Origin of the sequence: Sinorhizobium fredii, assembly GCF_002944405.1 — a bacterium.
Lineage (GTDB): Bacteria > Pseudomonadota > Alphaproteobacteria > Rhizobiales > Rhizobiaceae > Sinorhizobium > Sinorhizobium fredii_C.
In genome coordinates, this window is record NZ_CP024310.1 from 840969 (window position 1) to 864176 (window position 23208).

Genomic DNA, 23208 nt, shown 5'->3' on the forward strand with positions numbered 1-23208 from the left:
ATGGATTTTTTTGCAGTCGCCACCCACGGGAAAAGAAGCTTGGCCTGGAAGACCGTTTTCACTGGCACCCCGCCCAGCCGATTGCGCCGGGCACGCCGACCGATCATCAAAGAAGCCGAGAATATCTGGCGCAGCGCGCCGGCCGAGCGGGTGTCCTTCCTCGTGGACGGGGCGGCCTATTATGCCTGCCTCGATCGGGTGCTCGAACAGGCCGAAGAGCAGGTCTGGATCACCGGATGGGATTTCGATCCGCGCATCAAGCTGCGGCCGGACGATCCGGACGCAAAGGCGCTCGGCACCAAGCTCGAGGCGCTGGTCGCGCAAAAGCCGAATCTCAGGATCCGCATTTTGATCTGGGCGATGGGGCCGATCTATTCGGGAAAGTCGTTGCGACTGTTTCGCGGCCAGCAATGGGCTTCCCATCCGCAGGTCGAGCTCCGTTTCGCCAGCCACCACGCGTTGCGCGGTTCTCATCACCAGAAACTCGTCTCCATCGACGACCGGATCGCTTTCGTCGGCGGCATCGATCTGACCGCCCGGCGCTGGGACACGCCGGACCACCTGGCCGAGAATGACCTGCGCCGCGATCCGGACGGAAATCCTTATGATCCGGTCCATGACATCCAGGTGGTGCTGGAGGGCGAGGCGAGCCGGGCGATCGGCGATCTCTGCCGCTCCCGCTGGAAGTCTTCGGTCGGCGAAGGTATCGGCGCTCCAGGCTCGTCGGCGGTCGCCTGGCCGCCCGGCATCGAACCTCTCCTGACCAATTGCCGGATCGGGATCGCCCGCACCGAGCCGGGCTTCGGCAAGAGGCGTGGGCGGCAGGAAGCGCTGCGGCTCACCCTCGACGCTCTGCGCAGTGCCCGGCGCCACATCTATATCGAGAACCAGTATTTCGCCTCGCATCGGATCGGCAAGGTTCTGTGCGAGCGGCTGCAGGAGCCCGACGGACCCGAGATCGTGGTCATCACGACGCGCAGTTCGCACGGGTTTCTCGAAAGGGTGGTGATGGGGGGCAATCGCGACCGCCTTATCCGGCGGCTGAAGCGGACGGATCGCTACGGCAGGCTGCGGGTCGCCTATCCCGTCGTCCCTGCGGCGGACGGCTCCGAACAGGAGGTGATCATCCATTCCAAGGTGGTCGCTATCGACGAGCGGTTTCTTCGGGTCGGGTCGTCGAATTTCAACCACCGTTCGGAAGGGTTCGATACCGAGTGCGACGTTGCGGTGGAGGCGGCGAACGAGGAGCAAAGCGCCGCGATCGCAGGCTTTCGCAACGCGCTTCTGGCGGAGCATCTGGACGTCGAGCCGGCGAAGATCGAGAGCATGCTGCAGGAAACAGGCTCCCTCGTCGCCGTCGTCGATCGGTTGAACACGCGCCGGCGTGGTCTGCGGACCTTCGACGGGATCGAAGGCCACGGCGCGACCGCGCTGGTCTGGGCAACCGACATCGTCGATCCGCGCCGGCCGTTCAGGCCCTTCCGCCGCACAGGCGCTCTGCTGCGGCGATGGATCGGTCAGCTTTTCGCCTTGCTTTCCAGGCTTCTCGCATTATCCCAGCGGCGGACTTCCGCGATCGACAGCGAAATCAAGCCGAGCGGCAGCGGCAGGAAGAAATAGATCGCCCTGAAGGCGATGAGGGCGCCGATGCTCGCCGACTGCCCGAGCAGGAAGGCGATCGTTGCCTCGAGCACACCGATGCCGCCCGGAACGTGGCTGACGAGAGCGGTCAGGTTGGCGCCGACATAGGCCGTCGCGGTTTCGAAGAAGCCAGGAGTTCCGAACGCCAACACCAATTGATGCAGGCAGGCGCTGACGCAGAGGAAGTTGGCCGTGCCGACCAGGACCTGGCCGGCGGCGATCCGCAGCGGCGGCATTTCGAACGACCATCGGAATAGGCGAAGCGAACCGCGCAAGAACCCGGCGAGCACGATATAACCAGCCGAGGCGGCAAGGCAGGTGATGCCGAGAAGACGGGCGCCGCCTTCCGACAGGCCGATGATCGGCGCGGCGCTCTCCGGCATGATCAGACAACAAAGGCCGGCAAGGGTCAGGAGGCCGACGCCGACGGTGACGCCGCAGAAGAGGATGATTTTGGCGATCTGCTCGACACTCAATCCCCAGCGCGAATAGAACCGATACCGGACCGCGCCGCTGCTCAAGGCCGCCACGCCGACATTGTGGCCGATCGACAGGCTGGTGAAGGAGGCAAGCGCCACCTGACGATAGGGAAGCTTGTGGCCGACATAGCGCACCGCGAGCGTGTCGAACAGCGTCAGGCAGAGATAGGAGAGGACGACGAAGCCGATCCCCGCCAGCAGATGTGCAAATGGGATCTGCAGGATGGAGCCGACGATCTCCTCGAACGTGTATTGACGAAGCGTTCGGTAGATCAGCCAGGCGGCGACGCCGATAGCGGCGAATATGAATAGTCTGGCAATGATTTTCTTCGGCATCGGCCTCGTTCCTTTGCGCGTCCACCGGAACGAAATGCAGGTCCCGTGTGTTCCCGAACGCAGGACCTGCAGCGACGCGCCGCCCTATCGAACGCGCAAAGGTCGCTGCAGCACTTTGATCTCTGCCCGAAAAAGCACCATGCCTCGACCGCTTCGCTTCCTCACCTACAATGTCCATGCCTGCTTCGGGACCGACCGAAGGCTCGACCCGGCGCGCATAGCCGCGGTGATCGGCGAATGCCGGCCCGACATCATCGCCCTGCAGGAGGTGGACGTCGGACGTGCCCGCAGCGGCGGCACAGACCAGGCGCATATGATCGCCACCCACCTCAACATGGCCGCGCATTTTCATCCGGCTCTGCACCTGAAGGACGAGCGGTACGGCGACGCGGTGCTGACGGCGCTGCCGATGCGGCTCGTGAAGGCGGATGTGCTGCCGTCGACCGGGGAGCCGCGCGGAGCGCTCTGGGTGGAGATCGATCTCGCTCATGCCAAGCTTCAAGTCATCGTCACCCATCTCGGGCTGCGCGGTTCGGAGCGGGTCCGCCAGGCGACGGCTTTGCTCGGTCCCGGCTGGCTCGGCGGCATAGGGCAGGGAGACGCGCGTGTGATCCTTGCGGGCGACCTCAACGCCATCGCCCGCTCGGCCGCTTACAGGCTGCTGGCGACACATCTCAAGGACGTACAGGTCCAATCGAATGGCAAGCCGCGCCCGACCTTTCCCTCCCGCTTGCCGCTGCTGCGGATCGACCATGTCTTCGTCGGCGACGGGATAAGTGTCCGCGATTGCAAGGTGCATAGCAGCGTCCTTGCGCGGGTTGCTTCCGATCATCTGCCGGTCCTGGTCGAATTAGACATCGAGCCGACTGCCAAAGGGTGCCTGACCGAGGCGGACGATCGCCTGGAAGGGACGCAACGCCGGTGACGGATCTAGAGTGGGGGAGGCGGCGATGAACTGTCGCGTTCCCGGTTGTGGGCACGCCATGTATCGAGCAGCAGCAAAGTCACCGTGAAAGTCACCGGTCCGATCACCAGCCCTGCCGGTCCGAAGACGATGACGCCGCCGATCATGCTCATGAATGCCACGACAGTGTGCAGCTTCAGCCGTTCCCCGACGAACATCGGATAGAGCAGGTTGTCGACGGTTGCCACCACGCCGGCGCCCCAGACAGTCAGGATCAGCGCCTTGCCCCATTCGCCGGTCAGCGCAAGCGACAGAGCGGCCGGAATCCAGATGATGAAGGCGCCGAGAACCGGCACCATCGCCAGCAGGCCCATTGCAAGACCCCAGAGGAGCGGCGACGGCAGACCAAGCAGCCAGAACATCAGGCCGCCCAAGGTGCCCTGCACCAGCGCGACAGCGAAGGTCCCGAAGACGATCGCGTGCACCGTTTCGCTGACGCGCAGGAACAGCCTGTTCATCTCTGGGGATGTCAGCGGAGAGAAGTTCTTGAGCATGGCCAGGGCTTCGCGGCCGTCGCGCAGGAAATAGAAAAGGAAATAGAAGGTTAGCACGAGGTCGATAATCTGCACCACCGATCGGCGGACCAGGATTGCGCTGAAATTGGTGAGCAAGGTCGCGGCGTTGCCTGCAAGCCCAGCGAGGTCGAGCTGGGTCTCGATCCACAGCAGAACCAGCCCGATACGCGGATAGCTGGCAATGGCGTCGCGCCAGCTTCCCGTCCTCAGCCCTTCCGCGATGATCTGGGCGCCCTTGGCTGCCTCGTTGACCAGCCGCTCGGCAATCAGCATGAGCGGCACGGCGACGATGAAGGCGGCAATCGCCACCGTCGCCGCAGCGGCGATTTCCGGGTAGCGGAGGTCCTTTGCGATCCGGCGGTGGAGCGGGTGGAACATGATCGCGAGGACCAGCGCCCAGGTCAGCGCCGGCAGAAAAGGCACGGCCAGCAGGTAGCAAACGACGATTCCAGCTGCGATTGCGATCAGGATCACCAATGACCGCGAACGTCGCGCGGTCAGCAATCGATCTGGAGCTTCCTGTTCTGCCTCGGCCGAAACGTTCCTCGCCACGTGAAAATCGCTCCTTTGCGAACAATCTGGAGCCACCCGAACAGACTTGTCACAAGATAGGTTCCACCTCCGATACGCCCGGCCACGTCAAGGAACCTTCGGACGAGCCGAGGGTTCGATCCTTGGAGCTGGAAAAGGATCGTGACGATGAGCAATCCCAAGGACGAAGCCCTCAAGAATCAACCCATGCCGTCTCCTACCTGGAAGCCCGATCCGAAGGAGATGAATATGGATCCGAAGCCCTTGCCGGATCAAGCTCGCCCAGCCGGCGAGGAGGCCGACGAACCGCCGGCAAGGAGCGGAACGTCGGAGCGGCGCGAGAAGCCGACCGAAGCAGCCGGAAAGGACAATCCGGTCCATCATACGGGCCGCGTTCCGCCGAAGGTGACGGACGACGAGCTCTGATGTGCTGAGGAGGGATTGATATTCGCGGCATTCCTTCGTCGGACACTGCACGTGACCGTGCGCACCTTTGGTCTCGGGGATGCTTCTCCCTCCTCATCTCTTGTGCTCGTCACAGGAATGAGGGAGAAGAGTACACGCTGGTGACACACCGTCACCGCATCATCTTGATTTTCGCTTCCTTGACCGCAGCGACAAAAGCTTGGCGCGCTTGATCCTCTGGGGCCGTTCCGAGCATGGCGTCGGTGCAGGCATTGAGGGCGGCGTTGTAGGCGTTGCCATGGGAGACTGGCCAATGTTCGCTAAGCAACCTTGCCGCTTCGGCCGGGCTCCAGACGATCTGGACACCGTCGAGATCGGGCAAGTCCACGATGACGCATTCGTTCCATGACTTGAACATGTCGGCGTCCCTTGGCTTCTGGCCCACCTAACTGCCTCTGAACCCTTTCGTTCCCGTGCTTTCCATCTTGGCTTGCATCATTGATGCGGGAACGCGGCAATGATGGATCACTTGTTGCTGTGGGCGGCTCGGCCCCCGGTCGCACGAGGAGGCTCTTCCGTTTCGCGTCCGGGAGTGCCGGGTTCTTCCTCGGGGAGCTTTTTGGGTTGCGGTTCTTTGGTGGGCGGGTCGGGGATGCCGAGCGGAGGGACGGGATTTGGCGGGATGATGCCCGGTCCGGGACCGGGGCCGGTGGGGTCGGGTTTCATGGCGGAACTCCCTTGATACGTCCGGACAGTCCACTGGTGTGACGATTGTTCCTGCTGACGAGGCTGAGGCAACATTAAGACTGCGGACCGCTCGCCTCCTCACAAGTCGCGAATGCGGGCGTCAGGCCGATCAGCGCTGCCCCGCCGAGTCGGCGACCTGCGGCGTATAGACGACCGTGTCTGCTCCGTCCTCCAAAAAGCCGCCGCCGATCGTCAGGTAGACGAAAATGGCGCAACAGCAGGACCGCGACCGGGAAGGTGGCTGAGGCCTGCTTCTCGGGCGCCAGGCGCTCATTTCTTCGGGCGAACATATCCATTACTCCCTTGATCATAGGAGAACGAAATCGCGTCGCCGGGGTTCCCTGACACGCCTGGATGCGGCGCTAGCGGCCGGCTATCATTCGAGGTTTGAAAGTCACTCTCGGAAAAACTGACTCTTCACTCAAGGAAATATTGACGGTCCTGCGCCCCACGCTCGTCCATTTCCTTGCGCATGACCACCGAGACCGACCTCGGCGCGTCCGAACCGGAGAAGCACACGCCGGTGATAGGGCCATGCAACTCAGTTTGATTGAACAATATATCAATCTTGCTGCATTGCGGCAGGGGGCGCCACGGCGCGCTTTACGATCATGGCACCGACCTTAGGCGTTTCGGCGCCACGGCGCTGCAGCCGCTGACGATCTCGGCGGCAGGGGACAGAAGAGAAAAAGGACGGCGAGACGGTCACGGCGAAGAGCAGTTCCGGTGCCAGTAAGATCAAAACGCCGCTGATCGTAACGCCACGATCAATCGCGAGATCTCTCCCTATACCGGCGCCAAGCTGTCGCCGTTCGAGGCGTGGCTGGTGCTGCGCAACCTCGAAACGCGGCCTTTGCGCATGCGGCATTACCACGATGCGGAGCTGAATGTTGCGACAAGTCGAGGCTGCTTGCGATCAGAACTCCTGCCAATCGGCCGTCGCAGCGGCGGTTTGTCCACCGAAGGCGCCGGCGAGCTTGCGGCCGAGCGCCCGGGCGGGGGACGTCGCCGGCATGCTGTCGGCTGCGGCGAGGCGCGGTGCCGCGCCCGGCTCAAGCCGGAAGCGGGCGATCAGCCGGGCGAGGTTTGCCGCCTCGTCGGCGAGCCGGTTCGTCGCCGCCGTCGATTCCTCGACCATCGCCGCGTTCTGCTGCGTCACCTGGTCCATCTGGTTGACCGCGGTCGAGACCTCCGACAGGCCGGTCGACTGCTCGCGGGCGGCGGTCGCGATCGAATGGACGTGCTCGTTGACCTTGATCACATGCCCCTCGATCAGGGTGAGTGCCGCGCCGGTCGCGGTCACCAGCTTCACCCCGGCCTCGACCTCGTTGCCCGAGCGCGAGATCAGCGCCTTGATGTCCTTGGCCGCATTGGCGGAGCGCTGCGCCAGCTCGCGCACCTCTTGCGCCACGACGGCGAAGCCCTTGCCGGCCTCGCCGGCCCGTGCCGCCTCGACGCCGGCATTGAGCGCCAAGAGGTTCGTCTGGAAGGCGATCTCGTCGATGACGTTGATGATCTGGCCGATCTCGCCGGAGGCCGCTTCGATCCTGCCCATGGCCGAGACCGCATCCTTGACGACAGCGCTCGACTGCTCGGTGCTCTTGCGGGCCTCGTCGACCATGTGGCTGGCCTCCGTCGCCCGCTCCGTCGAGCTCTTCACCGCGGCGGTGATTTCCTCCAGCGCCGAGGAGGTCTCTTCGAGCGAGGCGGCCTGCTGCTCGGTGCGCTTCGAGAGGTCGCCCGAGGCAATCCGCATCTCGCCGGCGCCGCCGTTGATCGTGTCGATCGCCCCGCGGACCTCGCCGAGCACGGAGCGCAGGTTCGCCATCGTCTGATTGACATTGGACTGAAGCTCGCCGAAGGCGCCCTGGAACTCGCCGCGCATGGTTTCCGTAAGGTTACCCTCCGCCAATGCCGAGATCACCCGGCGGGTCTCGGCAACGCCGCGGTCGACGGAAGTAACCAGTTCGTTCACCTGGGTGGCGAAGCGGTCGAGATCGGCATTGTCATAGGTCTTGGTGATGCGCCGGGTGAAATCGCCGGCAACCGCCGCGGTCACCACCTCTCCGATGCTCGACTGAAGGTCCGCGCTTTTCGCCTGCAGCGCGGCTTCTTGCGCGTTCAATTCGCGCACCTTGAGGCCGTTCTGCTTGAACACCTCGACGGCGCGCGCCATCGCGCCGATTTCGTTCGCCCTGTCGGTAAAGGGGATTTCGAGCGACAGATCGCCACCCGCGAGGGTGCGCATGACCGCGGTGGTCCGATTGATCGGGCGCGAGATACCGACAATCGCTAAGGCCATGGCGCCGAGAGCGCCCAGACAGGCGATCGCCAGCAGCATGAAAGTCGTGATGCGGGCGCTGGTGAAGTCGGTCGAGCTGTCCGCGTAGCTCTGCTTCGCCCCCGCAAGGTTGATGTCGCGGAACCCGTCAGCCAGCTTGTCCAGTTCGTTGTAGCTTTGACGCATGGCGCTTGTCAGGAAATCCCCCGCCTCGTCCTTCTTACCGGCGCGCGACATCGCGATCAGCTCGTCATGTTGCTTCAGATAGGTGGCGAGTACATCCTTGAACTCGGTGTAAAGCTCGCGCTCCTTCTGGTCGTACACCAGCCCGTCATAGGTTCTCATCCGCTCTTCCAGTTTCTTGAGATCGGCGGCGATTGCGTCGTCGGCACGCTTCATGCCGGCTTCGGTGCGGTTGACGATATGCCGATTTTCCGAGCCGCGGAGGTTGGAAATCGCAGTGTTGATCTTGTTGGTGATGTCGACGCTCGGCACCCAGCGCGTCGCGAGGGTCTCCACGTCGCCGTAAATGCTGCGAGCTAGGGAAAGGGCAAACAGACCTTGCCCGACAAGTAGCAACAGCAAGACGGCAAAAGCGCCGACGAGTGAGGTTTTGAGTGAAATCCGATTCATCGATCCTCCGGTCAAATGAGATCTAGGAAGTCGTCATGGTTCCTGTCGGTAGAGAAAAGCCGATCGAGTCATTCGCACGGCAGTGTTCTTCGACATACTCCGGGTGCTACAACCATGGCATGCAGAAGCGGAAGTGAACAATCTCTTATAAAGGTTACTATATTGCTGATTCAGTGGGCGAGCGGCCGCCATTGCTGCGCATTGTGGATATTCAACGCCCCGTTTGTGCTAGTTTCACGAGTAGCCCGTCAGCCGATTCCTATCGGAGATGCATCTGCCGCGCCACAAAGCAACTCTTTACATTTAGTCGTGAACGAAACGAGCGTCGCCGGCTGCATCCATCCGCTCAATATCTCCGGCGCGAGCCTCTCGGGCCTCTCCGTAGAAGTGGTCGTCTACCCGTGGAAGTATTCGTTGCAGATCTAGCCGTATCGGATATGCCCACTGTTTCATCAGGCCCGTCCCAGCAGGCTAATTTTTGGTCACCTGCCCAGCGAGACGGTAGAGCTTCTTCGAGCAAGCCACTGCTTTTGCAGCGCTTATATCAAATGTTTGCAGTTGGCATGTCTCTTGCTTTTCATCTGGTGAGCCCGAGCTGACCGCCGGCGGTGCCCAATGTCGCGCACCAGGAGCAAGGTTGCTTAAGCAGGATGGAAGCGGCGATCGCTGAGAAGCGACGCGCGTTGTTCGGGGCATTTCCAGGATCAACGATCGAATGGCGCCTTTGCGCCGGGAGAAGCTATGTCCGCTGTTCACCAGTCACAGAAGATCACTGCCGGGGAGCAGGGCCGCGCCCTGTGGATCTCGACGACCGCTTTCACCATCTGTTTTGCCGTGTGGACGATCTTTTCGATCATCGGCGTGCGCATCAAGCAGGAACTGGGACTAAGCGAAGCGCAGTTCGGCCTGCTGATCGGCATGCCGATCCTCACAGGCTCGCTGATCCGCATCGTGCTCGGCATCTGGACCAACCGCTACGGCGGCCGGCTCGTCTATACGGTCACCATGCTGGCGGCCGCGCTTTCGACCTTTCTCCTCGCCTACGCCACCACCTTCCCTGAAATGCTGCTCGCCGGCCTCGGCGTCGGCATTGCCGGCGGCTCCTTCGCCGTCGGTGTCGCCTATGTCTCCCCCTTCTTCCCGCCGGAAAAGCAGGGGACGGCGCTTGGCATCTTCGGTGCCGGCAATGTCGGCGCGGCGGTTACCAAGTTCCTGGCGCCGTTCGTTCTCGTCGCCTATGGCTGGCAGACGGTCGCGCAGGTCTGGGCGGCCGGGTTGTTGCTGACGGCCATCGTCTTCTGGTTCACGACTGACGACGATCCGAAGTTCCGTGCCCGCCGCGAGGTGAGCCAGCCGCGCAAGAGCTTCCTCGCCGAATTCGCGCCCCTCAGGAACGTTCAGGTCTGGCGCTTCTCGCTCTACTATTTCTTCGCCTTCGGCGGCTTCGTCGCGCTAGCGCTGTGGCTGCCGCGTTACCTCGTCGGCGTCTACGGTTTCAATCTCGAGACGGCGGGCATGATCGCCGCGGCCTACTCCATTCCCGGCAGCATTTTCCGTGCGTATGGCGGCGCTCTTTCCGACAGGATCGGCGCGCGCAAGATCATGTATGCGATGTTCGCCGTGTCGGCCGTCGCAACGCTCATCCTCTCCGTGCCCGAGGGCGGCGCGTTCCAGATTACCCCGGTCGTGTTCGTCGCCGTTACCTTCGTGCTCGGCTTCGTGATGAGCCTCGGCAAGGCGGCCGTCTACAAGCACATTCCCGCCTATTATCCTGAGCATGTCGGCGCTGTCGGCGGCGTCGTCGGCATGATGGGCGGCCTTGGCGGCTTCATCCTGCCCGTCGCCTTCGGTTTCCTCAAGGACTGGACCGGCCTCTGGTCAAGCTGTTTCATGCTGCTCTTCGTGATCGTCGCCGTCTCGATGGTCTGGATGAACGCCTCGATCCGCCAGTTCAAGCGGCGTGCCGACGAGGGCGCGCCGGTCGGTGCCTACGGGCGATAGGCTTCGACGGTGGCGCGATCGCAGGAACTGACCGCGCCGAACGGCATCCGCCTCCATACACTCGCTTCCCCGCAGGGATTGCCAAAACCCTGCTTCCTGCCCGGCACTCCTGTGCCGGGCTTTTTCGTTCCCTTTTGGGAGCCCTGAATTTAGAAGGAAAGGTCGAGGACCTTGCCCTCGAAGAGCCGGTCGCGCGAACCTTCGAGGTGCTTGCGCATCAGGTCGCGGGCCTCTTCGGCGTGGCCCTCCTGAACGGCGCGGTAGATCTGCCGATGTTCTTCATAGACCTGTTCCAGGCCCGGTCGCGGGCCCATCAGCGAAAGGCCATGAAGGTGCATACCGACGGCGATATGGGCGCGCAGGGCCTCGAGCGAGGCGGTGTAGTAGTGGTTGTTGGCCGCTTCGGCGACCGCCTTGTGGAAGAGAAAATCGGCATCGGTGCGGTGCAACTGATGGCTTGTCGCTTCGCGCAGTTCGGCAAGCGCCGCGGCGATCCGAGCGATCGCCGCCTCGTCGCGTCGCTGGGCGGCGTAATAGGCGGCGGCGGGCTCGATCGTCAGGCGGAATTCATAGCAGCGCTGAATGTCGGCGATCGACTTGACCGGCGAATAGGCGAGCTGCGCGGCGGCCGAGACCTGGGCGCTGACGAAGGTGCCCGCACCCTGGCGCGAATAGATCAGGCCCTGCTCGCGCAGCCTCCCGAGCGCATCGCGCACGACGGGGCGGGAGACGCCCAGCATCGAGGCGAGCTCATGCTCGCCCGGAAGCCTCGAATCCGGTGCGTAGTTGCCGGTGCGGATCCGCTCGTGCAACTGGTTGAAGACCCGATCGACGAGCTTTACCGATTTGCCGCGTTCGCTTTTCGCTTCGGCTGCCGCCTCATGGCCAAGGCCGCCATTCTCCGCCATTCGCTTACCCATCCTGTTCATCGGCCGCATGCCGTAATTCTGGCGCGTCTCGCAGAACCTTTAGCAGAGATTGCGCATTGCCGAAGCCCCCCGACTTCATCGCTGACCGCATCCTCCCGCCGCCCCGGCGCTCCGTCTCGAACCAGGGGATTCCCGCCTCAATCTCGCCCCTCGGCAACAGCACGCGAGCCCCCAGCGTATGCAGGATAGCATAGGCCGTATCACCGCCGCCCATCATCAGCATGTCGGGCGCCATGGCGGCGACGAGACGGGCAACGCCTGCGGCGAAGCGTTCCGCCACAATCTCCGGTGCCTCGGCCAACGTCCCGGTGCATCTCAACAGTGCCGGCAGCCGCGCCGGTCCGCGCTCACCAGGCACTTCGCCGGCCGGTGCATCGACGTGACTGGCGATGTGACCGCTTTCGAGCAGCACCGCCATCTGCGTCTCGGTGATCGGATCACGCGAACCGAAAGCAAAGAGCGTGCACGGCGACGGCGCGAAAGGTGCCGGCGACGAAGGCCGGGCGAGCCGCCGGGCAAGCGCACGCCCGAGGCCGCGCGCTCCAACGCCGATGCTGGTCGACCAGTCGAGGCTTTCGACTAGCGCGTCGAGATCCTCGTCTGAGGCCGCGTCGGCGATCCGAACGTCGATGGCGCTGCCGGAAAAGAGCGGCTCGATCGGCAGCGGTTCGCCGACGCCGAAACCGGCGACACGGGCTTCGCGGGTGTAGCGTCCCTGGTCGGGCACGGCAGGAGCGACAGCCAAGCGCCGGCGGCCGACGGCAAAGGCCAGCGCTTCGCTCTCCGCCCCGACATTGCCCTTGAGGCGCGAGTCGATCTTCTTCAGCACGAATACGGGCGAGGTTCGGCACAGGGCGGCGGCGGCCCGCCTGACGCGATCCGCAGCCCGGAGGGAATCGAGCGCGCGCGACACCGTATTGACCACGACGACCTCCGCGCCCGTCGCAATCGTGGCCTCGACTGCCTCGACGTCGAGCGCCACGGCGACGCTCAGGCCTGCATCGACGAAGGGCGTTCCGGTATCGAGGGCGCCCGTCAGATCATCGGCGATGATGGCGACTTTGAGGGTCATGCTATTCGCCGTTTACGGCGTGGCAGGCGACGAGATGCCCCGGCCGCGCCTCCTTCCACTTCGGAACCACCCGGCGGCAGACCTCCATGGCGATCGGGCAGCGGGTGTGGAAGCGGCAGCCGGAGGGCGGGGCAAGCGGGCTCGGCACGTCGCCTTCGAGGATCTGCCGCTTGCGGCTGCGCTCATGTTCGGGATCGGTTTCAGGCACCGCCGAGAGCAGCGCCTTGGTATAGGGATGCAATGGCGTCTCGAAGAGCGCGTCGCGGCTGGCAAGCTCGGCGAGCCGACCGAGATACATGACGCCGACGCGGGTCGAGATGTGGCGTACGACCGCCAGGTCGTGGGCGATGAACAGGTAGGTGAGGCGGTACTTCTCCTGCAGATCGAGCAGCAGATTGATGATCTGCGCCTGGATCGAGACATCAAGAGCCGAGATCGCTTCGTCGCAGACGATGAACTTCGGCTGGCAGGCGAGCGCCCGGGCAATTGCCACACGCTGGCGTTGGCCGCCGGAAAGCTCGTGCGGATAGCGTGAGGCGAAGCGCGGCGGCAGGCCGACATCGGTGAGCAGTGCCGCAACCTTTGCTTCGAGTTCCGCCTTGCTGGCGAGCTTGTGGAACAGGATGGGTTCGCCGATCGCCTCGCCGACGGTCATACGCGGGTGGAGCGTCGAATAGGGATCCTGGAAGACGATCTGCAGGTCGCGCCGGAAGGGCCGCATCCGCTTCTCGTCAAGCGCCGTCAGGTTCTGGCCCTTGTAGAGAACCTTGCCGGAGGTCGCCCGATGGAGGTTCAGGATGGTGAAGCCGGTCGTCGACTTGCCGCAACCGGACTCGCCGACGAGGCTGAGCGTCTCGCCTTCGACGATATCGAGGCTGACATCGTCGAGCGCGTGCACTGTCGCCGCCCGTTCGCCGAAGGCGCCGAGCCGCACATGGAAGTGCTTGATGAGGTTTTCGATCTTCAGCAGCGGTTCTGCACCCATCAGGCGGCCTCCAGCGCTTTTTCGACGGCGAAGCAGGCGGCGCGGTGGCTTCCTGCAGCGGAAACGGGCTCGAGCTTCGGCACATGCGAGCGACAGATGTCCATCGCCAGCGGACAGCGCGGCGCGAAGGGACAGCCCTCAGGCCTGCGGCCCGGTTCCGGCGGCGTGCCGCCGATCGAGTTCAGCCGCGAGGCCGGAGCATCGGAGAGTTTCGGAATCGAGGCGAGCAGCCCGCGCGTATAGGGGTGGCGCGGATTGGCGTAGAGCGCGTCGACCGGGGCATCCTCGACGACGGTGCCGGCGTAAAGCACCACAACGCGGTCGACGAGGCCGGCGATCAGCGCCAGGTCATGGGTGATCCAGACCACCGACATGCCGAGCTTTTCGCGCAAGCCCTTCACCAGGTCGACGATCTGCGCCTGGATCGTCACGTCGAGCGCCGTTGTCGGCTCGTCGGCGATCAACAGCTTCGGCTCGCAGGCAAGCCCGATGGCGATCATGACGCGCTGGCGCATGCCGCCGGAGAGTTCGTGCGGATAAGCCTGAATGCGGTCCTCGGGCCCCGGAATGCCGACGAGGCGGAGTAGCTCGATGGCACGTTCGCGGGCTTGTTTCCTGTTCATGCCGCGATGGTAGATCAACGGCTCGGCGAGCTGGTCGCCGATCCGCATTACCGGGTTGAGCGAGGTCATCGGATCCTGGAAGACGAAGCCGATGTCGCCGCCGCGCACCTTTCTCAGCTCCCGATTCGACATCTTCTGCAGGTCGTGGCCGTCGAAATGCGCCTCGCCCTTGGCGACGCGGATCTTGTTGGGCAAAAGCCGCATCAGGCTCAGCATGGTGAGGCTCTTGCCGCAGCCGGATTCGCCGACGACGCCGAGCGTCTCGCCCTTGTCGACATGCAGGTCGATGCCGTCGACGATGACCGCGGGGCCGCTACGCGTTTCGATTTCGACCGTCAGTCCCTTGACGTCGAGCAGGCGATATTCCGTGTTCGCGCTCATCATTTGCTACCTCGCGGGTTCAGGGCATCGTTGAGGCCGTCGCCGAGGAAGGAGAAGGCGACGGATGCGAGGCCGAGGACGGCCGCCGGTGCGGCGAGCAGATGCGGGTAGTGTTGCCAGACGCGCAGTCCGTCCGAGATCATGTTGCCCCAGCTGGGCGTCGGCGGATTGACGCCGACGCCGAGGAAGGAGAAGGCGCTCTCGAGCACCATCGCGGTGCCGAGGCCGGCACTGACGGCAACGATCAGCGGCCCGAGCGCGTTCGGTATCACATAGCGCATTAGGATGATGCGGTTCGACAGGCCGAGCGCCTGGGCGGCGGTGATATAGGGCCGGCTGCGGATGGATAGCACCTGGGCTCGCACCAGACGCGCATAGGGGGGCCAGGAAATCAGCGCCATGGAGCCGAAGACGAGCAGGAAATCGATCCAGACCGTCTCGCGGTAGAACGGATTCAGCGTTTCGAGATAGCGCGCCTCCATCCATTGCGCGATCGGCGTCTTCAGCGATGCGTTGATGACGACGACGAGAAGCAGGTTCGGCACCGACATGGTGATGTCGGTCAGCCACATGATCACCCGGTCGAAGGGGTTGCCGAAGAAGCCGGCGACCGCGCCGAGAACCGTACCGATGACAAGCGCGATTGCCGTCACCACGACGGCGACGACAAAGGCGGTCCGCGTGCCGTAAACGACGCGGCTGAAGACGTCGCGGCCGAGATCGTCGGTACCGAAGAGGTGGGCGAGGGACGGCGCCTGGTTGCGGGCCTCGAGATCCTGGCTGAGGAAGTCGTAAGGCGTCAGATAGGGGCCGAACAGCGCGACGAAGGCGAGCAGGATGATGATGCCGAGGCCGAAGATCGCCAGGCGGTTTCGCTTCAGTCGGTACCAGGCATCGCGCCACAGGCTGACCGGCGCTTCATCCATAAGAGGGGCGGGCTGGGCTTGAACGCTAGACATGTCAGCGGCTCCTCTTGGCATCGACGGCGCGCGGATCGAGGAACGGATAGAGGATGTCGACCAGGAGGTTCGAGATCATCACCAGGAACGAGCCGATAAGGGTGATCGCCAGGATCACCGGATAGTCGGAATTGGTCAGCGCCTTGACGGTCAGCCGGCCGAGGCCCGGCAGGCCGAAGACGAGTTCCACGAAGATCGCGCCATTGACGATGGTGATCATGATGAGGCCGAGTTGGGTGACGACCGGGGTCAGCACCGGCCGCAGGATATGCTTGAGCGCCACGACGATCTCGGGCACGCCCTTCGCCCGGGCGGTCCGGATGAAATCCTCGGAAAGCACCTCGATCACCGCGGCGCGCGTCTGGCGAATGATGAGGGCGATCGGCTGGAAGGACAGCACGACCAGCGGCAGGAGGATGCGGATGTCGAAGACACCGCCCCAGCCGTAGGGCACGTTGACGCCCGGCAGAAGAACGATAAGGGCGACCATCAAGAGCGGCCCCGCGACATAGGCCGGGATCGCCCAGAGGAAGAGCGCCGAGCCGAGGATGATGTAGTCGAGGCGGCGGTTCTGGTTGAGCGCCGCGATCATCCCGAGCGGAATGGCAATGAGCGCGGTGAGAATGATCGAGCAGAGCGCCAGCTTGAAGGAGACGGGTGCGGCCGCCTTGACCATCGCCCAGACGGAGCGCCCGGAGTTCAGCGAGTTGCCGAAATCGCCCTGGAGCAGGTTCCAAACATAGTAGCCGAACTGCTCGATGAAGGGCTTGTTGAGCCCGGCGCCTTCGCGGATCGCCTCGATGCGTTCCGGATTATAGGCGACGTCTCCCGGCGCACGCAGGAAGATCAGCTTGATCGGGTCGCCGGCGCCGTAAAAGGCGAGGGCATAGACAGCCATCATCACCAAGAGAACCGATGGTATCCAGATGGCAAATCGTGTCGCGACGTAACGCAGCATGTCGCTCATTCCTCCCGCATGGTGCCGGCCAACCCGCCATGGCGATCTCCGGGCGTCATGCTTTGCCTGAGCCGCCCTGGGTCCGTAAAGGGCGCTGGCGTGCCGGCCGTTATGGGCGCCAGGACCGCCACGGAAGCCGAAGCTTGCGTTCCATGCGCCTATTTGAGCGCGAAGGCCCGGAAGCCTTCGCGCGACTCGTCCTGTTTAAGGTCGACAGCAGCCGGCCGTATCAGCCGACCGAAATCTCCCAGGGCTTGGCAACCTGCCAGTCGAGGTTCTTGTCGATGCCCTTGACCTCGGCGGTCGCCCAGCGCGACATCGCCTGAGCATACCAGGGGATGAAGGTCCAGTCGTCGCGGAAGGCCTTTTGCGCCTCCTGGGCGAGCGCCACGCGCTGCGGATCGTCGGCCGCCTTCGTTGAGGCTTCCTTCAGCAGGCTGTCGACCTTGTCGTTCTTATAGCCGCCGAGCTTGTTCTGGGCATTCGAGGAGGTCGAAGCGATGGAACCCTGCAGGTAGGAGACGGCATCCGGCACGCGGGTGCCGACGTCGTCGCGGAAGATCTGTACGGCATTCTGGTCGGGGCCGGCATAGGCGTCCTGCTGCGGCTTCATGTCGACGGCGGAAATACCGAGATTCTGGCGCCATTGTTCGGCGATGAACTGCGCAGCCGCCTCAATCGCCGGGCCGGATACACCGACGAAGAGAAGCTTCGGCAGCTTCTCCGGTCCGCCATAGCTCGACCCGGCAAGCAGCTTCTTGGCGCCTTCCGGATCGTAAGGGTAGGGCTCGAAGCCGGAATTGTCGGCGCCCGGCACGGAGTTCAGGATCTGGTCCGTCTTCTTGTGCGGACCGTCGGGGAAGGAGGCCTTCATCAGCCCTTCGCGATCGACGGCGCGGATCAACGCCTCGCGCACCTTCGGATCGTCCATCGGCTTGCGCGCCGTGTTGAACCAGAAATGCTGGCTGGTCGGGATGATTGGGCCGGAGGCGAAGTCCGCTCCGAGGTCCTGGATGATCGTCGAGGTGACAAGTTCCGTATGGGCGTTGAATTCGCCGGATTTCAACAGTGACGTCGCGGTGACGTTGTCCTCGATCGAGCCGATCTCGATTCGCGCCAGCTTCGGCTTCGGGCCGAAGAAATTCTCGTTGGGCTCGAAGGTGAGCGTGCCGGCATCGATGTCGATCGCCGTCAACTTGAACGGACCGGAATAGACGGCGCCGCTGTCCGGTGTGTACCAATCGGCGATCTCCTCGCCGTCTTCACCGCGCGACTGCTCGGCCTTGGTGATCGGCGCGATATGGTTGGCAAGGCGCATGAAGAAGATCGGGTCGGCCTCGCTCAGCGTCACGACGACGGTGCCTTCGTCCGGCGTGGCGATGCCGGAAATCTCTTTGGCGCTGCCGCCGCTTAACTCCGCATAGCCGGCGACCTTGCTCAACACTTGGTCGGCGCGCTGGTTCTTGGTGTTCGGCATCGCCGAGACGTTCCACGATCCCTTGACGTCCTCGGCGGTGATCTTGCTGCCATCGGAGAAAGTGGCCTTCGGATCAATCTTGAAGGTCCAGACCTTATCGCCCTCGGAGGACTCCCAGCTCGTGAAGACATAAGGATTGATCTTGCCTTCGCTGTCGAAGAACATCGGCGAGGCCCACCAGATGGAGTTCCAGCGATAGGGGACGCCGCCGCCGCGCAGCGGCGACCAGTCCTGGTTGAAGGCCGGATTGGCCACCTTCAGCACCTGGCCTTCCTGGGCCATCACGATGCGCGCGTTCATGCCGGCGATCGTCAGCGCCACCGTGGCGCCGAGACCGAGCTTCAGCGCCTCCCGCCGCGAGATGCCCGCCGTTGCGGAGTCGAGGTCATTCCGTCTGGTCATTTCTTCCTCCCGTGCGTGAAATCGAGCGCCTCCGCTCTCCCCGGATCATGGTGCTCTGATTGGCCCTACACTGGACCATATTGTAAATATGTCAACTAAAATTGCACGTCCGTTCAACAGCGAGGTCGGCGTTGTTGAAAAAATCACGTATAATCAATTGGTTGCAGATGCGCGAAAATTGGCGCTCCGTTTTTCATATTGACAACATGGGTCATGTTGAACCAAACAGGAGCGATGAAGCGCATCGGGAAGCGGCGAAAAGCGGTCCGGAAGGCCGCATCTGACAAGTTCGTCAACCGTTTGCGGGACCGCGGAGGAGGCGCAGATGAACGGACGACATGTGGTGACCGGCGTTTATTGCGCCGCTGCGACGCCGCTTAAGGCCAGCGGCGATCCCGACCTCGCGCTCTTTTCCGATCATTGCGGCAGGCTGCTGGCGGAGGGGTGCCATGGAATCGCCCTCCTCGGCACGACCGGCGAGGCCAATTCGTTTTCGCAGGACGAGCGCAGGGCAATCCTGGAGAGCGCCCTCGGAACCGGCATTGCCGCCGACCGGCTGATGCCCGGCACCGGGGTTGCCGCCATACCGGAAACGGTTGCGCTGACGAAGCATGCGCTCTCGCTCGGGGTGACGAAGGTCGTGATGCTTCCGCCCTTCTACTACAAAGGCGTCAGCGACGAGGGGCTCTACGCAGCCTATTCGCAAATCGTTGAAAAGATCGCCGACAACCGGCTGAAGGTGATCCTCTATCATATTCCGCAGGTCTCCGGGATTCCGCTCTCGATCCCGCTGGTCAAGCGGCTCGCGGCGGCCTTTCCCGAGACCATCGTCGGCATCAAGGATTCCGCCGGCGACTTTGCCAACATGCAGGCGCTGGTGGCGGAGCTGCCGGGCTTTTCCGTGCTGGCCGGCGCCGATCCCTTGCTTCTGCCGCTCCTGCAGGTCGGAGGCGCGGGCTGCATCACCGCTACGTCCAATCTCGTCGCCGATTCCCTGCGGCTGATTTTCGACCATGTTTCGGATCCGGCAAAGGCGGCCGAGGTCCAGGCGGCGCAGGCGCGCATCAACGCCTATCGGACTCTGTCGAATTCCTATGTGCAGATCCCGACGATCAAGGCGATGGTCGCCCTGAGGCGCGGGGAGGATGCCTGGCGCCAGACGCGCGCGCCGCTCGTGCCGCTGAACGACAGCGAGCGCGCCGATCTCGCCGAAAAATTCGCGGCTTTGGACTGAGGAGGATCGGATGACCTATTCCGCCCTGGAGCCGCACGAGGTTCCGTCCCGGATGACGGGCGAGCTCGTGCCGACCCCGGCCGAGCCCGGCCGCTGCGACGCCTATCTTCCATCCCCTTGCGTGCAGAACCACGCGGCCAATCTTGCCTTTCTGCCGGATGGCACCCTGACTTGCGTCTGGTTCGGCGGAACGATGGAGGGCATGGGCGATATCTCGGTTTACATGTCGCGGCTGGAGCCCGGCCAGCGCCGCTGGTCCAATCCGGAAAAGATGTCGGACGACCCGGCGAAGTCCGAGCAGAATCCATTGATCTTCACGGCGCCGGACGGCCGCGTCTGGCTGCTCTTTACCTCGCAGACCTCCGGCAACCAGGATGGAGCGGTGGTCAAACGGCGCATTTCCGATGACCGCGGCAAGTCTTTCGGTCCGACGGAAGTGCTTTGCGACATTCCCGGCACCTTCGTGCGCCAGCCGATCATCGTCAATGACGCCGGCGCCTGGCTTCTGCCGGTGTTTCGCTGCATCGGGAAAGCGGGCCGGCGCTGGACCGGCGACGTCGATCGCGCCGCCGTGCTGATTTCGCGCGACGAGGGCAGGAGCTGGACGATGTCCGACGTGCCCGACAGCATCGGCGCGGTTCACATGAACATCGTTCCGGCCGACGGTGCCACGATGATCGCCTTCTATCGCAACCGTTTTGCGACCCATGTGCTCAGAAGCCAGTCGGACGATGCGGGGCTCAACTGGACGGCGCCGGAAGCGGTCGACCTGCCGAACAACAATTCGTCGATCCAGGCCATTCGCACAAAAAACGGCGCCATTACAATGGTTTACAACCATAGCAATGCGTCCATGTCGGATGCGCGCCGGCACTCGCTTTATGACGAGATCGACGGCGGCGAGGAGGGCGCTTCCGCCAATGAGGTCGTCTCCGCCCGTCCGGCCGTCTGGGGCGTGCCGCGCGCGCCGTTAAGCCTGGCTTTTTCGACGGACGGCGGCCGAACCTTCCCGCGCCGCATCGATCTCGACACGGGCGATGGCTATTGCCTCAGCAACAACTCGAAGGATTCGCTCAATCGCGAATTCTCCTATCCGTCGATCGTTGAGGACGCCGAGGGCCGGCTGCACGTCGCCTACACCTACTTTCGTCGGGCGATCAAATACGTCCGGTTGGAGCCGGGCTTCCTCGAAAATGCCGGGTGAACTGGCGTCCGGCTGACCGGCCGCGGCCCAGAATTGACAAGTGGAGCTGCTGCCATCGCATCGCCGGCTTGCCAGGGTCAATCGCTGTGCGCTGGCGGACGCCGCAGCGCGCGAACAGGAATTGCGTTTGGTTACAAAGCGATAGTGGTAACCGTCCGGCGTCGTCATCGGCCACGGTGAAGCAGCAAAGAACATGTCACGGACAAAAGAGCGGTCACGGCTCTTGCCATAGGGCGACATAAAGGATAACAACTTTACATCTTGTCGTACTTGCGGCGCCGGGTTCAGGGAGGATCGAGCGGATGAGCAATCTGGAAACGCCCATTTCCATGGTGAGACCAGACCTGATCGAATTCGGCACCGGTGTGGCGGCAAGGCTCGGCACATGGGCCGCCAGCAAGGGATACCGCCGTGTCCTCGTGATTTCCGATGCCTTCAACGCAACGCGGACTGAAGTTCTCGGGCTCGCTGGCGAGGTGACCGTCTATGGCGAGGTCAAGGCCGAGCCGGATACGAGCGATCTCGAGCGTGTGCTCTCGGCAGCGGAGGATGCCAGGGCCGATCTGATCGTCGGCTTCGGCGGCGGCAGCGCCATGGACCTCGCCAAGCTTGCGGCGGTTCTTGCCGGCTCGCCGCAGCGGCTTGCCGAAGTCGTCGGAGCCGGCAAGGTCGCGGGCCCGCGCAAAGCCGCGCTTGCCCAGGTGCCGACCACATCCGGAACCGGCAGCGAGGCGGGAATTCGCGCTCTCGTCACCGACCCGGAGACGACAGCCAAGCTCGCCGTCGAAAGCATCCATATGCTCGCCGATATCGCCGTCATCGACCCGGTGCTCACCTTCACAGTGCCGCCGAAGGTGACCGCGGCAACAGGCGTGGATGCGCTCGCCCATTGCGTCGAGGCCTTCACCAACCGCAAGGCCCATGCCGCCATCGACATCTATGCGATCGAAGGCGTGCGGCTTGTCGGCCGCTATCTCGCCCGCGCCGTCCGCGACGGCAATGATGCGGAGGCCCGCGCCGGGCTGTCGCTCGCCTCGCTTTACGGCGGCTATTGCCTCGGCCCGGTGAATACGGCCGGCGGGCATGCGCTTGCCTATCCGCTCGGCACGCGCTGGCACGTCGCCCATGGCGCCGCCAATGCGCTGATCTTCCCGCATGTGCTCGCCTTCAACACGCCGGCCGTGCCGGACAAGACGAGGGCGGTGCTCGAGGCGCTCGGCCTGCCTGCCTCGGAGCGCGTCGACTCGGTCTTCGATGCCGCGCATGGGTTCTGCGCCGCGCTCGGCATCGAAATGAAGCTCAGGCAGCTCGGCGTGCTTGCCAACGACCTCGGCACGATGGCCGACGATGCCTTCGCCATCCGGCGGCTGCTCGACAACAATCCGCGCGACCTGTCGCGCGCCGACATTCTCACAATCTATGAAGCGGCCTTCTAGGCGGGGCACAGGGAGAAAACCATGGGCAAGGACACCCGCGTCGCAATCACGCTCGGCGATCCGGCCGGCGTGGGGCCGGAGGTGATCGTCAAGGCGCTCGCCTCGCTGCCACGCAAGGAGCTCGCGAGCTTTATCGTCGTCGGCAATATCGAGGCGCTGGAACGGGCGAATCGCGCCACATCCGCGGCTGTCGACTTCGCGTCGCACCCGACGGACGGCGCCGTTTTGGTCGAGGAGGTGCCGATCGACGCGCCCTTGCCGGAGATCGGCAAGGTGAACGCCACGGCCGGCGAGGCCTCGGTGCGCTATATCCGCCGCGCCGTTGAAATGGCGACGGCGGGCGAGGCCGATTGCATCGTGACGGCGCCGATCAACAAGGAGGCGATGAATCTCGCGGGCCATCATTTCGACGGCCACACCGGTCTTCTGGCGCACCTCACCGGCTCGAAAAGCTCCTTCATGCTGCTTGCTTCCGAGCGGCTCAACACCATCCACGTGTCGACTCACGTGTCGCTGCGCGGCGCCATCGCGCGCGCGACGGTCGAGCGGGTGCTGGCGACGATCGAGGCCGGCCACAATCATTTCCTGCGACTTGGTATGAAGCCGCGCATCGCCGTCGCCGGCCTTAACCCGCACTGCGGCGAGAATGGTCTCTTCGGCGACGAGGACACCCGCTTCCTGGCGCCCGCCGTCGAACTGGCCAGGGCCAGGGGCATCGACGTTTCCGGTCCGATCTCGGCCGATACCGTCTTCGCGCGCGCCTATAACGGCGCCTTCGACCTCGTCATCGCGCAATATCACGACCAGGGACACATCCCGATCAAGCTCGTCGCCTTCGATACGGCGGTGAACGTCTCGCTCGGGTTGCCGATCGACCGCGTCTCCGTCGATCACGGAACTGCTTTCGACATCGCCGGCACCGGCAAGGCGAACCACGTCAACATGCTTTCGGCGATCGCCTATGCGCGGCTGATGGCAAGTTCGCCGAGGCGAGCGGTCGCGCAGTAGCGGCACT

Annotated in this window: 19 protein-coding genes; 8 read left to right on the forward strand and 11 right to left on the reverse strand. The window is 63.8% G+C overall.

The window, feature by feature from the left end:
* Nucleotides 1-1620, forward strand: a complete 1620-nt coding sequence (locus tag NXT3_RS27705; protein ID WP_234828249.1) for a phospholipase D-like domain-containing protein — start codon at nt 1-3, stop codon at nt 1618-1620.
* Here the strand turns inward: NXT3_RS27705 and NXT3_RS27710 are convergent.
* A complete protein-coding gene (locus NXT3_RS27710) occupies nt 1518-2456 on the reverse strand; it encodes a lysylphosphatidylglycerol synthase domain-containing protein (protein ID WP_104841077.1) in 939 nt (312 codons plus the stop codon). The genes NXT3_RS27705 and NXT3_RS27710 overlap by 103 nt on opposite strands.
* A 139-nt stretch (nt 2457-2595) precedes the next feature.
* Between NXT3_RS27710 and NXT3_RS27715 the strand changes: the two genes are divergently transcribed.
* Complete coding sequence (locus NXT3_RS27715) at nt 2596-3381, forward strand: endonuclease/exonuclease/phosphatase family protein (RefSeq protein ID WP_104841415.1); 786 nt, start codon at nt 2596-2598, stop codon at nt 3379-3381.
* Nucleotides 3382-3386: 5 nt separating this feature from the next.
* On the opposite strand, the gene NXT3_RS27720 is transcribed toward NXT3_RS27715, so the two are convergent.
* Complete coding sequence (locus NXT3_RS27720) at nt 3387-4487, reverse strand: AI-2E family transporter (RefSeq protein WP_104841078.1); 1101 nt, start codon at nt 4485-4487, stop codon at nt 3387-3389.
* A gap of 147 nt (nt 4488-4634) precedes the next feature.
* Between NXT3_RS27720 and NXT3_RS27725 the strand changes: the two genes are divergently transcribed.
* A complete protein-coding gene (locus tag NXT3_RS27725; RefSeq protein WP_037419682.1) occupies nt 4635-4892 on the forward strand; it encodes a hypothetical protein in 258 nt (85 codons plus the stop codon).
* 151 nt (nt 4893-5043) lie between these two features.
* Here the strand turns inward: NXT3_RS27725 and NXT3_RS27730 are convergent, their stop codons facing one another.
* Together NXT3_RS27730 and NXT3_RS27745 are read right to left on the reverse strand one after the other, a co-directional pair.
* Nucleotides 5044-5289, reverse strand: a complete 246-nt coding sequence (locus tag NXT3_RS27730; protein WP_037419759.1) for a DUF982 domain-containing protein — start codon at nt 5287-5289, stop codon at nt 5044-5046.
* A gap of 1245 nt (nt 5290-6534) precedes the next feature.
* On the reverse strand, nt 6535-8532 hold the full coding sequence (locus tag NXT3_RS27745) for a HAMP domain-containing methyl-accepting chemotaxis protein (RefSeq protein WP_104841079.1): 1998 nt from the start codon (nt 8530-8532) through the stop codon (nt 6535-6537).
* A gap of 741 nt (nt 8533-9273) precedes the next feature.
* Between NXT3_RS27745 and NXT3_RS27750 the strand changes: the two genes are divergently transcribed.
* Nucleotides 9274-10533, forward strand: coding sequence for an MFS transporter (locus tag NXT3_RS27750; RefSeq protein WP_104841080.1), 1260 nt, complete (start codon nt 9274-9276; stop codon nt 10531-10533).
* Between the two features lie 149 nt (nt 10534-10682).
* Here NXT3_RS27750 and NXT3_RS27755 read toward each other — a convergent pair whose 3' ends face one another.
* From NXT3_RS27755 to NXT3_RS27785, 7 genes are all read right to left on the reverse strand, one after another.
* Nucleotides 10683-11441 (reverse strand): FadR/GntR family transcriptional regulator, encoded by a 759-nt coding sequence (locus NXT3_RS27755; RefSeq protein ID WP_097538949.1) that lies wholly within the window; start codon nt 11439-11441, stop codon nt 10683-10685.
* A gap of 4 nt (nt 11442-11445) precedes the next feature.
* The gene (locus tag NXT3_RS27760) at nt 11446-12534 is read right to left on the reverse strand and encodes a four-carbon acid sugar kinase family protein (protein WP_104841081.1); all 1089 of its coding nucleotides are present in this window, start codon (nt 12532-12534) and stop codon (nt 11446-11448) included.
* Nucleotide 12535: 1 nt separating this feature from the next.
* Nucleotides 12536-13519, reverse strand: coding sequence for an ABC transporter ATP-binding protein (locus NXT3_RS27765; protein ID WP_104841082.1), 984 nt, complete (start codon nt 13517-13519; stop codon nt 12536-12538).
* Complete coding sequence (locus NXT3_RS27770) at nt 13519-14526, reverse strand: ABC transporter ATP-binding protein (RefSeq protein WP_199773408.1); 1008 nt, start codon at nt 14524-14526, stop codon at nt 13519-13521. The genes NXT3_RS27765 and NXT3_RS27770 overlap by 1 nt, the downstream gene beginning before the upstream one ends.
* Nucleotides 14523-15482 (reverse strand): ABC transporter permease, encoded by a 960-nt coding sequence (locus NXT3_RS27775; protein ID WP_037419700.1) that lies wholly within the window; start codon nt 15480-15482, stop codon nt 14523-14525. Before NXT3_RS27775 ends, NXT3_RS27770 begins: the two co-directional genes overlap by 4 nt.
* Nucleotide 15483: 1 nt before the next feature.
* Complete coding sequence (locus tag NXT3_RS27780) at nt 15484-16440, reverse strand: ABC transporter permease (RefSeq protein ID WP_104841417.1); 957 nt, start codon at nt 16438-16440, stop codon at nt 15484-15486.
* Nucleotides 16441-16669: 229 nt separating this feature from the next.
* Nucleotides 16670-18319 (reverse strand): ABC transporter substrate-binding protein, encoded by a 1650-nt coding sequence (locus tag NXT3_RS27785; protein ID WP_104841083.1) that lies wholly within the window; start codon nt 18317-18319, stop codon nt 16670-16672.
* A 325-nt stretch (nt 18320-18644) separates the two neighbouring features.
* On the opposite strand from NXT3_RS27785, the gene NXT3_RS27790 reads away from it, so the two are divergent.
* From NXT3_RS27790 to pdxA, 4 genes are all read left to right on the forward strand, one after another.
* Complete coding sequence (locus NXT3_RS27790) at nt 18645-19553, forward strand: dihydrodipicolinate synthase family protein (protein WP_097525952.1); 909 nt, start codon at nt 18645-18647, stop codon at nt 19551-19553.
* Nucleotides 19554-19563: 10 nt separating this feature from the next.
* The gene (locus tag NXT3_RS27795) at nt 19564-20757 is read left to right on the forward strand and encodes a sialidase family protein (protein ID WP_176536571.1); all 1194 of its coding nucleotides are present in this window, start codon (nt 19564-19566) and stop codon (nt 20755-20757) included.
* Nucleotides 20758-21059: 302 nt separating this feature from the next.
* Nucleotides 21060-22193, forward strand: coding sequence for an iron-containing alcohol dehydrogenase (locus NXT3_RS27800; RefSeq protein WP_097525953.1), 1134 nt, complete (start codon nt 21060-21062; stop codon nt 22191-22193).
* A gap of 21 nt (nt 22194-22214) precedes the next feature.
* Nucleotides 22215-23201, forward strand: a complete 987-nt coding sequence (gene pdxA / locus NXT3_RS27805; RefSeq protein ID WP_097525954.1) for a 4-hydroxythreonine-4-phosphate dehydrogenase PdxA — start codon at nt 22215-22217, stop codon at nt 23199-23201.
* Nucleotides 23202-23208: the final 7 nt, after the last annotated feature.